Genomic DNA, 17,178 nt, shown 5'->3' with positions numbered 1-17,178 from the left:
CTTTCAGCCCGACGAGAGAGTGTGCCCGGCCGCTTCCAGAGCGGTCCGGGCGCGCTCGTAGTTCTCGGCCGGTACGAGTACGAGATCCGCGTCGAACGTCGACGCGGCGAACACGCCGATCCCGGCCCCCGCCAGCGGTACGAGCAGGCCCGCCAGCATGCCGGGCAGGTCCAGGTTGTGGGCGTCGGCCCCGTACAGCCCGCGCCAGGGACCGCTCACGGACCCGGCGCCGGCCGGCAGGCGACCGGCGCACACCACGGTGAGCCCGTCCCGGGCCCGGGTGACCGAGGACCACGGCTCGGCCGACAGCGGGGGCACGGCGGCATCCGGGGGCAGTCGGTGCACCCACAACTGGTCAGGGAGGACGTAGAGGTGCTGCGGAACGATGGTGACGGAGAGTTCGGCCATGGGGATGACCCTAAGGCGGGCCGAGCCGCCGAACAGGCCGGGTACTGGCTCCCGCGGCTGACCGGCGCCTGCCTCGAACCGCTCCTCGAGCCCGAGGCCACCCCGGCCGGCGCCGCCGGCGGACCCGCCGCGGTCGCCCCCGCGGCGGCCGCCGCCCTGCGCGCGATGACCGGCGGCGCCCCCGAAGGCCTGCTGCTGCTCACCGTCGCCGCCACCCGGATCGCCCTCGCCGGGCTCACCGGGCGCGCGGGGTCCGCCGGACCGGCCGGCCAGGCCGCGCCGGGGCGCGTCCCCGTCGTGGTACCGGCCTTCGGCCCGGCCGCCGGATCCACCGCCGGATCCACCGCCGGATCCGCCGCCGGACCCGCCGACCCGCAGCCCGAGTTCGCGCTGCTGGCCGCGCTGGACCCGGCCGCGCCCGCGACCTCCTTCCTCGAAGCCCTGCACGCCGAGCTGGAGCAGGCCGCGGCCCGCCCCTGGCAGGACCGGGACGCGCTGAGTGCCCGGCTCGACGCCGTCACCCCCGGGGCGGGCGCCGCCCTGTCCCAGCTCGCCGTCGTCTGCCCGGCCCTGTACGGGGACCGCACGCCGCAGCCGTCGGCCGCGCTGGTGCTGCGCGTCGAACACGCCCCGGACGGCGGCCTGTCCGTCGGGGCGCAGGGCACGGCCGCCCTCACCGGGGCACTGCCCCGCTGCGTGGCCGCCGTCCTCGAGGCCCTCGCGACCGATCCGCGCCGCCGCCCCGGGGACATCGACGTGCTCGGCGCCGCACAGCGCGCCGAACTGCTGGACCTCGCCGCCCTGCCGGCCCCCCGCGGCTTCGCTGCCACCACCCTCACCGGGCTCGTCGACGAAGCCGTCCGCCGCACCCCCGAGGCCGTCGCCGTCACCGGCGAGGGCCGCACCCTGACCTACCGGCAGCTCGCCGCCGAGGCCGCCGGCGCCGCCGCCGCGCTCGGCGCGCGCCACGGCATCGGACCCGGTGACGCGGTGTGCGTCCTGGCCCCGCGCGGCGCCGGTCTGCTCACCGCCTTCCTCGCCGTGCTGCGCACCGGCGCGGCCGTCGTCCCGCTCGAACCCCGCCAGCCCGCCGCCCGCGTCGCCCTGCTGGCCCGCCTCAGCGGCGCCCGTCTCGTGCTGCGCGCCGAGGGTGTCGGACCCGCCGACGCGGAACTGCCCGTACCGGTGGCCGATCTCGCCGGACTGCTCCCGGACGGGAACGCGGACGAGACCGCCTCGGACGCGGCAGGGACCGCCTCGGACGCGGCAGGGGCGGCGGACCGGGCCGAGCCCGGCGCGCCCGCGATGATCCTGTTCACCTCGGGCTCCACCGGCACCCCCCGGCCCGTCGCCGTGTACCACGACCAGCTGGGCCACAAGGTGATCACCGGGTCCCGCGCGCTCGGCATCGACGCCCGGACCCGTACCGCGATGCTCTCCGCGGTCACCTCCGACGCGACCGCCTTCCAGGTCTTCACCACCCTCTTCGCGGGCGGCACCCTCGTCGCCGTCGGCGACCCCGACCGGCTCGACCCCGACGCGCTGTGGCGGCGGGTGCGCGACGGCGAGGTCAACCTCGTCAACTGCGTGCCCGGCCTCTTCTCCGTCCTGCTGCGCGCCCTGCCCGAGGACGCCGGACTCCCGCTGCGCCACCTCCTGCTGGGCGGCGACACGATCCCGCGCGGCCTGCTGCCGCGCACCGTCGGACGGCTGCGCATCGGCACCTTCGCCAACCTGTACGGGCCCAGCGAGGCCACCGTCGAGGCCACCATGTTCATCCGCGAGGGCGCGCTCGCCCAGCGGCTCGACCGGGTGCCCGTCGGCCGTCCCTCGCCCGGCTACGGCGTCTTCGTGGTCACCCCCTCCGGTGAGCTCGCCCCGCCCGGCGTGCTGGGCGAGATCCAGATCGCCGGACCCGCCGTCGCCCCCGGCTACCGGGGCGACGACGAGGCCACCGCCGTCCGTTTCGGCCGCTCCCCGCACGCCGGGGACGCCCGTGTCTTCCGCACGGGCGACCAGGGCCGCTGGAACGCCGAGGGCGAACTGGAGTTCCTGGGCCGCTCCGACGGCCAGGTGCAGATCTTCGGCACCCGCGTCGAGACCGGCGAGGTCGAACAGACCCTGATCGGACACCCCGGCGTGGTCGAGGCCGTGGTCGTGCCCCGTACCGCCGACGACGGCACCGTGACCCTGCACGCCTGGTACGTGGCCCGGCGCGGCCCGGCCGGCCCGTCGGAGCACGAACCGGTCGAGGCCGCCGCACTGGCCGACTGGCTGCGCGAACGGCTGCCCGCCGCGATGCTCCCGGCCGGTCTGCACCGGCTCGCCACCCTGCCGCTCACCGTCCACGGCAAGGTGGACCGGGCGGCGCTGCTCGCACTGCCCACCGGGCCGAGGGGCGCCGTCTGGCAGCCCGTCGACCCGGTCGACCGGCTGGTCCACGACGCGTGGACCGAGGTGCTGGGCCGCCCGCCGCTCTCCGCCCACGAGGACTTCTTCCGGGCCGAGGGACACAGCCTCTCCGCCGTCCAGCTGGTCGCCACGCTCTGCGAGGGCACCGGCCGCCCCGACGCGGCCCGCGTCCACGAGGTGTTCGACCTGCGGACCCCGGCCGCGCTGGCCGACGTACTGCGCGAACGCGGGGCGCTGCCCCGCCCCCGCACCGCGTCCGCCCCGGCGGTGACGGAGGCCGCACCCGCCCCCGCGCCCCGCTCCGGGAACACCTTCCCCGCCTCCAACGCCCAGCGCCGGATGTGGCTGCTGGACCGGATGGACCAGTCGCCCGTTCCCCCGTACACGATGGTCGAGGCCTACCGGCTCGACGGCGTCGTGGACGAACCGCGGCTCGCGGCAGCCGTCGACGCGCTGGTCGCCCGGCACGCCTCCCTGCGCACCGTCCTGCGCCAGACGCCCGAGGGCCTGACCCAGGTCGTCCTCGACGCGCCCGCCGGCGTCCTGCGCACCGAACGCGACACCACGCCGGAGGAGGCCTTCGCCCGGGCCTGCCGCCACCGCTTCGACCTCGCCGAGGGCCCCCTGGCCGAGGTCGCCTGGGTGCCCGAGGGCCCGGCCGGCGGGGTCCTGCTCTTCACCGTGCACCACGCGGTGTGCGACGGCTGGTCCTTCGGCCTGCTCATGCGCGACCTGCTGCGCTCCCTGACCGGCCCGGCCGGCGACGGCACCGGACCGGGGCCCGCCCCCGCGTACACCGAGCACACCGAACGGCTCGCCGCCCGCCTGTCGGGCCCGGCGGGCGAGGCGCACCGCGCGTACTGGCGCGACCGGCTCGCCGGACTGCCCGAGCCGCTGGAGCTGCCCGCCGACCGGCGCCGCCCGGCGGCCCGCAGCGCAGCGGGCGGCACCGTACGCCTCCCCCTCGGCCCGGAGCTGGTCCAGGCGCTCGGCGAACTGTGCCGGGAGAGCGCGGCCACCTCCTTCATGGGCTTCACCGCGGCGCTGCGCGTGCTGCTGTGGCGGCTGTGCGCCGAGCCGGACGTCGTGCTGGGCACGGTCGTCGCGGGCCGCCCCGACCGGCGCTCCGCCGAGACCGTCGGACTGTTCGCGAACACCGTCGTCCTGCGCACCCCGGTGGACACCGGCGGCTCCTTCCGCGAGCTGCTGGCCGCCGTACGGACCACCGCGCAGGAGGCCATGACGCACCAGGAGTACCCCTTCGAGCGGCTCGTCGAGGACCTGGCGCTGCCCCGCGACCCCAGCCGCAACCCCGTCTTCGACGTGCTCGTCGAGACGGCCCTGGACGACACCGTCACCGGCGCGGACGGCCTGGCCGTGCGCCACCTGCCCTTCGAGCAGCCCGTCAGCGACTTCGACCTGGCCTTCAGCTTCCTGGACGGCCGGGCCGGCGGCGCGGGCGAGATGTGGGTCGGCTACACCGACGACCTCTTCGACCGGGACAGCGCCCGGCGCATCGGCGAGCGGCTGGTCCGGCTCCTCACCGGCCTGCTCGCCCGCCCGGACGCCCCGCTCGCCGAGATCCCCGTACTGCCCGCCGCCGAACGGCGGTTCCTGCTCGACGAGGTCAACGAGACGGCCGCCCCGTTCCCCGAGGACCGCACCCTCCTGGACCTGGTCGAGGAGCAGGCCGCCGCGCACCCGGACCGGCCCGCCGTCGTCCACGGAACCACCGTCCTCACCTTCGCCGAGCTCGACGCCCGCGCCGAAGCCGTCGCCGCCCGCCTGCGGGAGGCCTGCGCCGCGGGCCCCGGCGCTCTGGTGGCCGTGGTCACCGAGCGCACCGAGTGGATGGTGGTCAGCGCGCTCGCCGTCTTGAAGACCGGCGCCGCGTTCGTCCCCCTGGACCCGGAACAGCCCGGCGACCGGCTCGCGTTCGCCCTCGCCGACAGCGGGGCCCTCGCGGTGCTCGCCGACGGCGGCTACCACGCCAAGACCGCGGCCCTCACCGCCCTGCCCGTCCTCGACCCGCGCACCGCCGCGGCGGACGGCCCCGCCACCGCACTGCCGCCGGCGGCCCGTGCCACCCCGCACGACCTCGCGTACGTCATCTACACCTCGGGCTCCACCGGCCGCCCCAAGGGCGTCATGATCGAGCACCGCGGCATCGTCAACACCGTCCACTACCGGGCCGGCTACTACGGGTTCGGGCCGGACGCCGCCGTGCTCCAGGTGCCTCCGCTGCACTTCGACAGCGGGGTCAACGACATCTTCTCGGCGCTGGTCGCCGGCACCCGCGTCGTGGTCCTCGGCAAGGACCGGCTCCTCGACGTCGAGCACGTGGCCGAGGAGATCGGGCGCAACCAGGTCACGCACATCATGCTGGTCCCCAGCCTCTACCAGCTGATGCTGGAGCGCTGCGCGCCCCGGCTGGCCTCGGTCCGCCAGATCGTCCTGGTCGGCGAACGGCTCCCCGAGGCCCTCGCCGCCCGCCACGCCGAACTGCTCCCGGACACCGTCCTCTACAACGAGTACGGGCCCACCGAGGACAGCGTGTGGACCACCGTCCACAAGATCACCGACCCGGGCGCCGACATCCTGATCGGCCACCCCATCGCCAACAAGACGGTCGACGTCATCGACGCCCACGGAGACCTGGCCCCGGTCGGCGTCCCCGGCGAACTGTGCATCTCCGGCGCCGGACTGGCCCGCGGCTACCTCGGCAACCCGGAGCTCACGGCCGACCGGTTCACGCCCCACCCGCTGCGCCCCGGCCGGCTCATGTACCGCACCGGAGACCGCGCGGCCCGCCGGCCCGACGGCAACCTGCTCTTCCTCGGCCGCATCGACGACCAGGTCAAGATCCGCGGGCAGCGGGTCGAGCCGGGCGAGGTGGCGGCCGCCCTGGCCGGGCACCCGGACGTACGCCGCTGCGCGGTCCTGCCGGTGCCCGACGAACGCGGCGAACTGGGCCTGGTCGCCTACGTGGTGGGCGCCGCCGACCCGGGCGCCCTGCGGGCCTACCTCAGCGAGCGGCTGCCCGCCGCCATGGTGCCCGGGACGTACGTGGAGATCGCCGAGCTCCCGCTGAACCCGAACGGCAAGCTCGACCGCCGCGCGCTGCCGGCCCCGCCCCGTGCGGAGGCCGCACCGAGCCCGGGCCTGAGCCCCACCGAGGAGCGGGTGGCGAAGGTGTGGGCGGAGGTGCTCGGCGCGCCGGTCACCGACCCCGACGCGGACCTGTTCTCGCTCGGCGGGCACAGCCTGACCGCGGCCCGGCTCGCCGCCGCCCTCCAGGAGGAGTTCGGCGTACGGGTCTCGCTGGTCACCGTCTTCCAGCAGCAGACCGTCCGGGCCCTCGCGTCGTTCGTCGACTCGGCCGCGCCCCGCCCGGCCGATGCCGTGCCCGCCGGGTCCCCCGCGCCCGCCGCGTCCCCCGTGCCCGCCGCAGGCGCAGCCGCTGCGCCCGCCACCGCCCCCGACGGCATCGTCCTGCCGCTGTCCCGGGCCCAGCGCAGGATCTGGATGGCCGCCCGGACCAGCCCCGACCCCGTCGCCCTCAACATCACCGACGCCGTACGGGCCGGCCGGCCGCTGGACACCGGCCTGCTGCGGGCGGCCGTCGCCGCCCTCGCGGAGCGGCACGAGGCGCTGCGCACCCGGGTGGCCGTCATCGGCGGCGCCGCCCGGCAGATCGTCATGGACCGGCTCCCCGACGGGCCGCCGCTGTCCGTCGTACGCGTCGGCGCCACGGACGAGGCGGTCGCCGAGGCGGTGACCGCCGCCCACTCCACGCCCTTCGCCCTCGCCACCGGACCGCTGTTCGCCGTCCGGCAGCTGACCGGCCACCCCGGCGGCGACGTCCTGGTGATCACCGCCCACCACGTCGTCTACGACGGCGACAGCGCGGCCCTGGCCGCCCGCGACCTGCTGGCCGCCTACGACGCCCTCGAAGCGGGGGCGCGCCCCTGGGACGGACGGCCCGCCCGTCCGTACCGGGACTGGGTGGCCGAGGAGGCCGCCTGGCTCGAGGGCCCCGAGGCCGCACGCCAGCGCGCCTACTGGACCCGCACCCTGTCCGGGCCGTTGCCCCGGCTCGACCTTCCGGACGGCGGACCGCGCGCCGGCGCCGGCCGCCAGGGCGCGGGAGTGGTCCGGCGCGCACTGCCGGCCGCCGTGCTGCACGCTGCGGCCGACGCCGGCGCGGCCACCCCGTTCAGCGCCCTGCTCACCGCCTGGGCGCTCGTACTGCACCGCCGCTCCGGCAGCGCCGAGGTGGTCGTCGGCTGCCCGGCCGGCACCCGTGACCGTACGGACATGGCCGAGGTCGTCGGCTGCTTCGTCAACGCCCTGCCGGTGCGGCTCGCGCCCGGCGAGGCGCACACCACCGCCGAACTGCTGACCCAGGTCCGCGACCGGCTCGCCGAGGCGTACGACCACGCCCGTTTCCCCTTCGACACCACCGTCGTGGAGATCGCGGAGCGCCCGGCCCCCGGCCGTCGCCCCGTCTACGACGCCGGGCTCAGCTGGGAGACGGCCGAACGCCCCGACGACGGGCCCGCGTTCCTCCCCGCGGACCCCGCGCAGGCCCCGCTCGGCGACGACCTGCGGATCTACGCGAGCGAGCGCGACGGCCGGGTCCTGCTCGAACTCGTCTACGACCGGGCGCTGTTCACCGAGAACACGGCGCGGGAACTGCTCGACGACGTGGTCGGCGTCCTGCGCTGCCACCCGAACTGGTACCTCGCCGTCGCCCGGCCCGCGGACGGGGCGGCGGACGGGCCCGCGGCGGACGGCGCGGCCACCTGCACCGACGAAGCCGACAGACTGCAACCCGCAGGGAGCGTACGGCCATGACCGCAGCACCCCTCAGTGTTCCCGTCGTTCCCGTCGTTCCCGTCACCCGCGACCCGGCCACCGCGGCCACGGCGCTGCGGCCCCGGCTGACCCGCGAAAGCGTCCCCGGGCACACCAGGCGCAGCCTGCCCCTGCCGGCCGCCGCCCGTACCGCCCTGCGCGGGGCCGCCGGGCACCCGGTGGACGAACTGGTGCTGCTGTGCGCGGCGGCGGCCCTGGCCCTGGCCGCCGCCGAGGACACCGACTCCCCGGCCCTGACGGTCGTCGGCCCCGCGGGGCCCGTCGGCGTCACGGTCCCCGTCGCCACCGGCCCCGCCCCGGCCGGCGGCCAGGACGCCGACACGGCCGGAGCCCTGCTGCGGCGGGTCCGCGCCGAACTGCTCGTCGCCCGCCCCGCCGGAGCCCGCGCCGGGGCCCTCACCGTCGCCGCGCAGGGCACGACGCAGGCCGCCCCGGCCGGCGAGGCGCTGCTGCTCACCCTGGAGGGCTCCGGCGAGGACCGGGTCCTGCACGCCGACGTGGACACCGGGCACTGCGAGACCTGGTTCGCGGACGCCGTGCTGCGCGTCGTCGCCCACCTGGTGGCCCAGCTCGGCGACCCCGGCCGCGCACTCGCGGCCCTCACCCTGGCCGACGCCACCGACCGGGAGACGGTCAAGGGATGGGGCCGGGCCGGATTCTGGCCGCCGGCCGCACCGGGCACCTTGCTGGAGCGCCTGGACCGCGGCCACCTGACGGGCGGCGAAGGGCTGGCCGTCGTCACGGGCGGAATCGCCACGGGCGGAATCGCGGGCGCAATCGTCACCGGCGGAGGAGCGGGCGAGGGCGGGGCGGGCGAGGGGGAAGCGGCCGGGGGCGCCGCCGAACTGGGCCACGCCCAGCTGCGCGCCGAGTCCGTGCGCGCCGCCCGCCGCCTGCACCACGCGTACGGGGTGGGCCGCGGAGACCGGGTCGCGCTGCTCGTCGGCAAGGGCCGGCACGCCCTCACCGCGCTGCTCGGCACGGTCCGGTCCGGCGCCGCCTACGTACCCCTGGACCCGGCGCAGCCCGAGGAGAGGCTCGCCGCCGTCCTCGCCGACGTCGGCGCAGCCGCCCTGGTGGCCGAGCCCGAACACCTCGGACTGGCCCGCGCGCTGGCCGGACGCACCGGCCTGCGCCTGCTGTCCGCCGCCGACCTGGCCGCCGACACCGCCGACCTGGCCGCCCTGCCCGAGGAGGCGCCCGAGCCGCCGCGCCCCGAGGACACCGCGTACGTCATCTACACCTCCGGATCCACCGGCCGGCCCAAGGGCGTCGTCATCCGCCACTCGGCGATCGACAGCTACCTCGCCTGGAAGCACGACTACCACCGGCTGTCCGCCGACACCTGCCTGCTCCAGGTGCCCGCGCTGTCCTTCGACAGCTCCGTCTCGGACGTGTTCTCCGTGCTCGGCGCGGGCGGCGCGCTGGTCCTGGTCGACGGGGTGCGCCGGCTCGACGGGGCCCACCTGCGCGGGCTCGCCGAGCGGTACACGGCCACCCACGTCACGCTCGTGCCCAGCCTCTACACCGCCGTCCTCGACGAGCTGGCCGCCGCGGGCACCCTGCGCGTGGTCACCGTCGCGGGCGAGGCCATGCCCGGTGAACTCGTCGCCCGCCACCAGCTCCAGCTGCCGCGCACCCGGCTGGTCAACGAGTACGGGCCCACCGAGAACTCCGTCGGGGCCACCGCCTTCGACTACCCCGCGCACCCGCTGCCCGGCACCCCGATCGGCTGGCCGCTGTCCCACACCGCCGTCGAGGTGCTCGACGGCGCGGACCGGCCGGTTCCGCCCGGCTTCCCCGGCCAGCTGCACTTCTCCGGCCCCGGGCTCGCCGACGGCTACCTGCACCGGCCCGAGCTCACGGAGGCGGCCTTCCCCGCCGCGCCCGAGCAGCCCGGCGGCCGGCGCTACCGCTCCGGCGACCGCGGCTGGTGGCAGCCCAACGGCACCCTTCAGTTCCTCGGCCGCGCCGACGGCCAGGTCAAGATCCGCGGCAACCGGGTCGAACTCGGCGACGTGGAGGCGGCCCTGGCCGCGCTGCCCGCCGTCGAGGCGGCCGTCGCCGTGGTCTGCCAGGGCCCGGGCGGGCAGCCTTCGCTCGTCGCCTTCGTCACCGGCCCCGCCGCCGAGACCCCCGCGGCCGTCCACGCGTACGCGGGCACCGTACTGCCCGCGCCCCTGGTCCCCGACCGGGTCCTGCCGCTGGACCGGGTGCCGCTCGGCACCAGCGGGAAGATCGACCGGCGGGAACTGGCCGAGCGGGCGCAGGCGGCGCAGGCGGCACAGGCGGTGCAGGCGGCACAGGTGGCGCAGGCAGTGCGAGCCTGCGCTCCGGCCGCCGACCCCGGACCGGCCGCCGCCCCCGAGGCCCCGCAGAGCCTGGAGGACCGCGTCGGCGCCGTCTTCCGGGAGGTCCTCGGCATCGACGCGATCGGCCCCGACGACAACTTCTTCGCCTGCGGCGGCCACAGCCTGCTCGCCATCGACGTCATCACCACACTCGAACAGCGCCACGGCCTGGCCCTCGGCATCGACGAACTCCTCGACGGGCCCTCGGTCCGCGAGGCCTGCGCCGCCCTGCGCGGCCGCGGGGCGGACGCCGGCGATCCGGCCGCGGCCGGGACCGGCGCCGAGGAGGACGCGGACGGCGGGGACCACCCGCTGTCCGCCGCCCAGCGTCAGCTGTGGACCCTCGACCGGCTGGACGGGGGCGCGGACAGCGTCCACCACCTCACCGACGTCTTCCGGATCGACGGGCCGCTCGACGAACGCCAGGTCGCCCAGGCCCTCGCCGACGAAGCCGCCTGCGCGCAGCTCCTGCGCGCCCGCTTCTTCGTCCGCGACGGCGAACCCCGCCAGCGCTTCGTCTACGGGGACCGGCCGCCGCTCACCGTCCTGTGGCCCGCGGCCGGCGCCGACACCGAGGCGATCCTGCGCGCCGAAGCCCGGCGCCCCTTCGACCTGGAACGGCAGCCGCCGCTGCGCGCCGTCCTGCTACGGCTCTCCCCGGCCGGCGCGCTCCTCGCACTGACGGCCCACCACATCGCCTGCGACGGCGAATCCGCCGTACTGCTGGCCGAGCGGGTCTTCGCCCGGCTGCGGTCGCTGCGCACCGGCACGGCCGCCCCCCGGCCCGCCGACGGCAGCTACCTCACGCACATCGCCCGCGAGGCCGCCGCCCGGGACGGCGCCGAGGCGGAGCGCGACCGCGCCCACTGGCACACCGAGCTGGCCGGCCCGCTGCCGTTCCCGCTGCTGCCCGCCGACGGAGAGCGCGGCGCCGCGCCCGGCCCCGGCGGCTCCAGCCGCTTCCGGCTCTCCGGACCGGACACCCTGGCCGTACGGGCGCTGGCGCGCACCTGCGGCACCAGCATGTACGGCACCGGGCTGACGGCCCTGGCCGAACTGCTCCGGCGGTTCACGGGCGAGCGGCGGATCCTCGTCGGCACCCCCGTCACCCGCCGCGACGACCCCTCGTACGCGGGGGTCGTCGGCCCGTTCCTCAACACGGTGGTGCTGCCCTGTGACGTGGCACCGGACCTCGGCTTCGCCGAGCGCGCCGCGGCCACCCGCGCCGCCGTGGCCTCGGCCATGGCCCACCGCGCCCACCCCTTCGAGCAGCTCGTGAACGAGCTGCCGGGCGCCCGCGACGGCGGCCGCACCCCCCTGTTCACGGTCATGTTCACCGCCGACGAGCGCGGCGCCGCCGGCACCGGCGACGGCAGTGACCTGGACGCCGGACCGGGCCTCGCCGTCCGCCGGGAGCCGTACGCCGACCACGCGGCCGCCTTCGAACTGAGCTTCCACCTCGACAACTCCGCCGAGCGGCTCGAACTGACCGCCGAGTACGACGGCACGCTCTTCAGCGCCGCCCGTGCCACCCGGCTGCTGCGGCACTGGGCCGACCTGCTGGTGCGCGCCGCCGCCGACCCGGACCGCACCCCGGCCGGTACGCCGCTGCCCGACGCCGAGCGGGCGGAACTGGCCGCGCTCGCGAACAGCTGCGCGGCGTACCCGGGGGCCCGGATCAGCGACGCCGCCGGGCGGCCCGTACCGGTCGGCGTACCCGGCGACCTGAGCACCGGCGCCGGGGCCACCGGGCTGCGGGCCCACTGGTCGGAGCGCGGCGAGCTGGTGCCGCGCGGCCGCGCCGGCCGGCTCGTGCCCGACCCGGACCGCCCCGGCACCCATCTCGACCCGGCCGAGGCCGAACTGCTGCTGCGCGCCCACCCGTCGGTGCGCGCCGCCGAGGTGCGCGCCGCGGCCCCGGGCGAGCCGGGGACCCTGACCGCACACGTCACCGCGCACCCCGGGCAGGCCGTGAGCCCCGGCGCGCTGCGCACCCTGCTGCGCCGGGCGCTGCCGCTGCGGCTGACCCCGGCGACGGTCCACGTCACGGCGGCGGACGCGGACGCGGGGGAGCGGACGGCGGAGCCGGTGGCCGTACCCGTGGAGGGGACCGCGACCGCGCCGACCGGGCCCGCGGCGGACGAGGCCGCGGGGCCCGTCGCGCTCGTCGCCCGGGCCGTCGCCGAGGCACTGGGGCACGAACGGGTCGGGCCGGACGAGGACTTCTTCGACCTCGGCGGCGGTTCCCTGGACGCCGTCGCCGTGGCCGCCCGGCTGCGGACCGTGCTCGGCCGGGACGTCTCGCCCCGGCTCGTCTTCGACTCCCGCACCCCGGCGGCGATCGCCGAGGCCATCGCCGCCGCTCCCGCCGACGCCGTCGCCGTTGCCGTGGTGGCCGAGGACGGGCCGGTGCGCGCACCGGCCGCCGGCCCGGCACCGCTCAGCGCCGAGCAGGCCGAGATCTGGCAGGCCCTGCGGGGCGGCGCCGCCCCGGCCGCGTTCGTCGTGTTCGAGGCACTGCGCGCCACCGCCCGGACCCTCGACCCGCACGCCCTGCGCCAGGCCGTCGAGCACACCGCCGCCCGGCACGACGCCCTCTCCTCCCGGCTCGTCGTCACCGGTGACGGGCCCCGCTGGCAGCCGCTGACCGTGCCGCGGACCGGCTGGGCCGAGGACGACCTCTCGGCACTCCCCGCGGCCGACCGGGCCGCCGCGCTCGACGCTCTGGCCCAGCGGCACCTGGAGGAGCCCTTCGACCTCGCGGCCGGAGTGCTGCTGCGGGCCCGGCTGGTACGCCTGGCCGGCGAGGAGCACGTCCTGCTGCTCGCCGTGCACCACATCGCCGTCGACGGCCGCTCCATGGAGCTGCTGGTACGCCAGATCACGGCCGACTACGCGGAGTTCGCCGCCGGACGCTGGCCCGCCGACTCCGCCGGCGAGCCCCCGCTGCGGCTGTCCGACGTGGCCCGCTGGCAGCAGGAGCGCACCCCGGCCGGCGCGGACGGGCACTGGCGGCGGGCGCTGGCCGCCGGCGGTCCGCCGCGGCTGCCGCTGCCGTACGACCGGCCCCGGCTGGTGCGCGGCGCGCTGATGCCGACGGAACTGCCCTTCGCCTTCCCGGCCCCGGGCACCGGCGCCTTCGGCCGCGCGGACGGCCTGAGCCCGTTCGCGCTCGGTCTGAGCGCGCTGGTCGCGGCCCTGGCCCGGGGCGCCGGGGACACGGACGGGACCCCGGACGAGGTGTGGCTCGCCACCGTCCTCAGTACCCGGTCCCGGCCCGGCCTCGCCGACGTCGTCGGCCCGCTCACCGGCACCGCCCTGCTGCGCGTGCCGCTCGCGGACACCCGTACGCACCGCGAACTGGCCCGCGCCGTCGGGCACGCCCTGCTCGCCGCCCACGACAGCCCCGCCGCTGCCCTCGGCTCCGTCGCCGCGCTCGCCGAGGGCGAGTACGGCGTGGACCGGGCCCTGCTCAGCCAGGTGCTGGTGGTCGCCCAGGAGGACGCGGCGCCGGAACCCGGCGCCCTGTTCGCCCCCGACGGCTCGATCGCCGCCGCCCGCCCCACCGCGACCGCCTTCGACCTGGTCTGGTCCCTGCGGACCGGAGAGGACGACGCGGACGGCGTCCTCACCTACAAGGGCGAGCTCTTCGACGACGCCACCGCCCAGGGGCTCGTCACGCGCACCCGGCAGGCCCTCGAAGGCCTGGTGAACCACCCCGACGCGCTCTGGAGGGAGCAGCCGTGACCCCCGACCCCGGAGCCGCGACCACCGTGATTCCCGCGACCACCATGACCACCATGACCACCGCGACCACCATGACCACCGCGACCACCGCGACCGAGTCCCCCGCCGACCCCGCCGGGACCGCGGCGGCCTGGCAGCGGACCCTGGCCGCGCTCAACGACACGGCCGCGCCCGTCCCGGAGGGGCCGGTGGCCGCGCTGCTCGCCGAGCGGGCCCGTCCGGTCGCCGACCGGCCCGCCGTGGTGGCCCGGGACCGCGTCCTCAGCCACGGCGAACTGCACACCCGCGCCGAGGAGCTGGCGGTCCGGCTGCGCGCCCGCGGCGCCGGGCCCGGTGTGCTGGTCCGGGTCTGTCTGCCCCGCTCCGCGGAGCTGGTCGTGGCCGTGCTGGCGGTCCTGCGGGCCGGCGCCGCGTACGTGCCGCTCGACCCGGACCACCCGGCCGAGCGGCTCGCCCTGCTGGTCGACAGCGCCCCCGCGCCGCTCACCCTGACCACCACCGCGCTGGCCGGGCTGTTCCCGGGCCCGGGCGTGCTCACCGTCGACCTCGGCCCCGCCATTCCGGCCGAGGCCGCCGCCGGGGCGTCCGTGCCGCCGGTCGGCGGTCCGCTGCCGGGCCCGGCCGATCTCGCGTACGTCATCCACACCTCCGGCTCCACCGGCCGCCCCAAGGGCGTGGCCATCGAGCAGCGCTCCCTGGCCAACCTGCTCGAGGCCACCGCCGTCCCCTTCGGCCTCGGCCCGGACCGGCGCGTGCTGCAGTTCGCGAGCCCCGCCTTCGACGTCTCGGTGTGGGAGATCCTCGCGCCGCTGTGGGCGGGTGCGGCCGTCGTCGTCTTCGACGAGCCCGTCGCCTCCGCCGAGGCCCTGGCCGCGCTCGTCCGCGAACGCCGCGCCGACACCGTCTTCCTGCTCGCCGCGCTGCTGGCCCAGCTGGACCCGGCCGCCTTCCCGGCCGTGACGACCGTCGTGACCGGAGGCGAGTCCTTCAGCCGGGCGCTGGTGGACCGCTGGGCCCCGGACCGCGACCTGATCTACGTCTACGGGCCCACCGAGGCGACCGTGTTCCAGTCCTGGCACCGGTGCCCGCCGGGCCTCCCCGAGGAGCCGCCCACCATCGGCCGTCCCATGGCCAACCTGCACTACTCCGTGCGCGACGCCTCCGGGGCGCAGGTCGGCCCCGGAGTGGAGGGCGAGCTGTGGATCGGCGGCATCGGCGTGGGCCGGGGCTACCTGGGCCCCTCCGACGCGGCCGCGGCACGCTTCGTACCCGACCCCGCGGACCCCCGCCCGGGCGCCCGGCTCTACCGGACCGGGGACCTGGCCCGCCACCGCGCGGACGGCACCCTCGACTTCCGGGGGCGCGCCGACCGGCAGGTGAAGATCCGCGGCTTCCGCATCGAGCCCGGCGAGGTGGAGGCGGCGCTCGCCGCGCTGCCGGGCATCGCCGCCGCCGCCGTGGTCGTGCCCGAGGGGACGCCGCAGCCGCTGCTCGCCGGGTACGTCGTCACCGACGGCCCGCTGCCCGCCGACTGGCGGGCCCGGCTGGCCGAGCGGCTGCCCTACTACATGGTCCCGGCGGCGGTGATCCCCGTGGAGCGGATGCCCAGCACCCCCAACGGGAAGATCGACCGTCGCGAACTGGCCGCCCGGCCGCTGCCGCAGACCCCGGCCGGGCCGCCCGGCGAGGTGTCGGGCGAGGTGTCGGGAGAAGTAGCGGACGAGGCGGCGCATGCCGTACGGGCGGTGCTGCGCGGCCTGTTCGCCGAGGAGCTCGGCCGGCCCGTCGCGGACGACGGCGACTTCTTCCTGCTCGGCGGCACCAGTCTGAAGGCCGGTTCCCTGGCCGCGGAGGCCGCCGGGCTGCTGTCCGCTCCGGTGCGGATCCGCGACGTGTTCGACTGCCCGAGCATCGCCGCCCTCGCCGCGCGGATCGCCCCCCGGGTGGGCACCGCGCCGGCCGCCGGGGCCGGTTCCGCGGCCGGGGCCGTCCCGGCCGTCGAGGCCGGTTCCGAGGACGCCCCCGGCGCCGACGGGCCGCGGGAGGCCTCCGCCGTCCAGCGCTGGCTCTGGCTGGAGGACCGCACCCGGAGCGCGGGGACGGCGGGCACCGCCGCCTACCACGTGCCGATGCTGCTGGACTGCCACGGAACCGCCGATCCGGCCGCCCTGGGCGCCGCGTTCGCGCGGCTCCAGGAACTCCAGCCGCAGCTGCGCACCGTGTTCCACGAGGAGCGCGGCGAGCCGGTGCCCCGCCCCGCGCCCGAACCCGCCCGCCTGGAGGTCCTCGACCTGCCCGACGAGGCCGCGCGCGAGGCCCTCGTACGGGAATGGGCCCACCGGCCCTTCGACCTGGCGGCCGGACCGCTGGTCCGCGCGGCCCTGCTGCGCCGCCCCGGCGGCCAGGACCGGCTGCTGGTCGTCCTGCACCACATCGTCGCCGACCAGACCTCGCTGGAGGTCGTCGCCCGCGCGCTGGCCGGGACCGGGGGACAGCGGGCCGAAGCCGCCGCCGGGATCGCCGTACCCGGCCCGCACGAGCCGCCGTACGACACCCAGCTGGCCTACTGGCGGAGCACGCTGACCCCGTCCCCGACCCCCCTCCCGCTGCCCGTGGACCGTCCGCGCACCGGCCCGGCGGGCCGCGGCACCGCCGTCACCAGGGTCCGCCTCGACGCCGCGGAGCTCGGCGCGCTGGAGCGGCTCGCGCGCGGCCACCGCACCGGACTGTTCGGGGTACTGGCCGCCGCAGTGGCCGCCACCCTGCACGAGGCGACGGGCGCCGGCGACATCAGCCTGGGCACCGCCGTCAGCCGCCGCCCGGCCCTCGGGCGCGCCGACGTGGTGGGCTGCCTGGTCAACACCGTGGTCCTGCGGACCGCCGTGCACGGGGAACTGCCCTGCGCGGAGCTGATCGCGGACCTCGCCGGTACGACGGTCGGCGCACTGGACCACGGCGGGCTGCCCTTCAGCGAACTCGTGCGCGCCCTGGAGCCGCCGCGCCCGCCCGGGCGCAACCCGCTCTTCGACGTGTGGGTGACCCTCTGGGACGAGATCGACACCGGGCCGGGGCCGCTGCGGCTGACGGGCGGTCCGATCCCGCTGGAGGAGGGCCTGTTCGACCTGTCGTTCCAGTTCGCGCGTTCCGCGGGCGGTCTGAGCCTGCTCCTCCAGTACGACTCCGCGCTCTACGAGCCGGACACCGCCCGCTCACTGGCCGAGAAGGCCGCCGGCGCCGCCCGCCGCCTCGCGGCGGCCGACCCGTCGGCCCCGGTCCGCTCCCTCGTTCCCGAGGCCCCGGCGCCGAACACCCCCGCCGGTGTCCCGGCGTTCGCGGGATTCTCCTGGGGCTGATCCGCGGGTCCGCCGATCTGCGGGTCCGG

At 77.7% G+C, this 17,178-nt stretch carries 4 protein-coding genes; 3 read left to right on the top strand and 1 reads right to left on the bottom strand.

The window, feature by feature from the left end; genetic code table 11:
• Positions 1 to 3: 3 nt before the first annotated feature.
• Positions 4 to 408 (bottom strand): ACT domain-containing protein, encoded by a 405-nt coding sequence (locus ACTVZO_RS44780; RefSeq protein WP_443304365.1) that lies wholly within the window; start codon positions 406 to 408, stop codon positions 4 to 6.
• Between ACTVZO_RS44780 and ACTVZO_RS44775 the strand changes: the two genes are divergently transcribed.
• The 3 genes from ACTVZO_RS44775 to ACTVZO_RS44765 are packed head-to-tail and all read left to right on the top strand — an operon-like array spanning position 373 to position 17,149.
• Positions 373 to 7,677 carry an amino acid adenylation domain-containing protein gene (locus tag ACTVZO_RS44775; protein WP_443304364.1) on the top strand — a complete coding sequence of 2,435 codons (7,305 nt, stop codon included), beginning with the start codon at positions 373 to 375 and terminating at the stop codon, positions 7,675 to 7,677. The two genes, ACTVZO_RS44780 and ACTVZO_RS44775, sit on opposite strands and share 36 nt — an antisense overlap.
• A complete protein-coding gene (locus ACTVZO_RS44770) occupies positions 7,674 to 13,796 on the top strand; it encodes an amino acid adenylation domain-containing protein (RefSeq protein WP_443304363.1) in 6,123 nt (2,040 codons plus the stop codon). Before ACTVZO_RS44775 ends, ACTVZO_RS44770 begins: the two co-directional genes overlap by 4 nt.
• Complete coding sequence (locus tag ACTVZO_RS44765; RefSeq protein ID WP_443304362.1) at positions 13,793 to 17,149, top strand: amino acid adenylation domain-containing protein; 3,357 nt, start codon at positions 13,793 to 13,795, stop codon at positions 17,147 to 17,149. The genes ACTVZO_RS44770 and ACTVZO_RS44765 overlap by 4 nt, the downstream gene beginning before the upstream one ends.
• The last annotated feature ends 29 nt before the right edge of the window (positions 17,150 to 17,178 follow it).

The sequence above is a fragment of the Streptomyces sp. IBSNAI002 genome (assembly GCF_052244475.1).
Classification (GTDB): domain Bacteria; phylum Actinomycetota; class Actinomycetes; order Streptomycetales; family Streptomycetaceae; genus Streptomyces.
The sequence above is the reverse complement of the archived record's forward strand: the minus strand, read 5'-3'. Positions and strand labels throughout refer to the sequence as shown.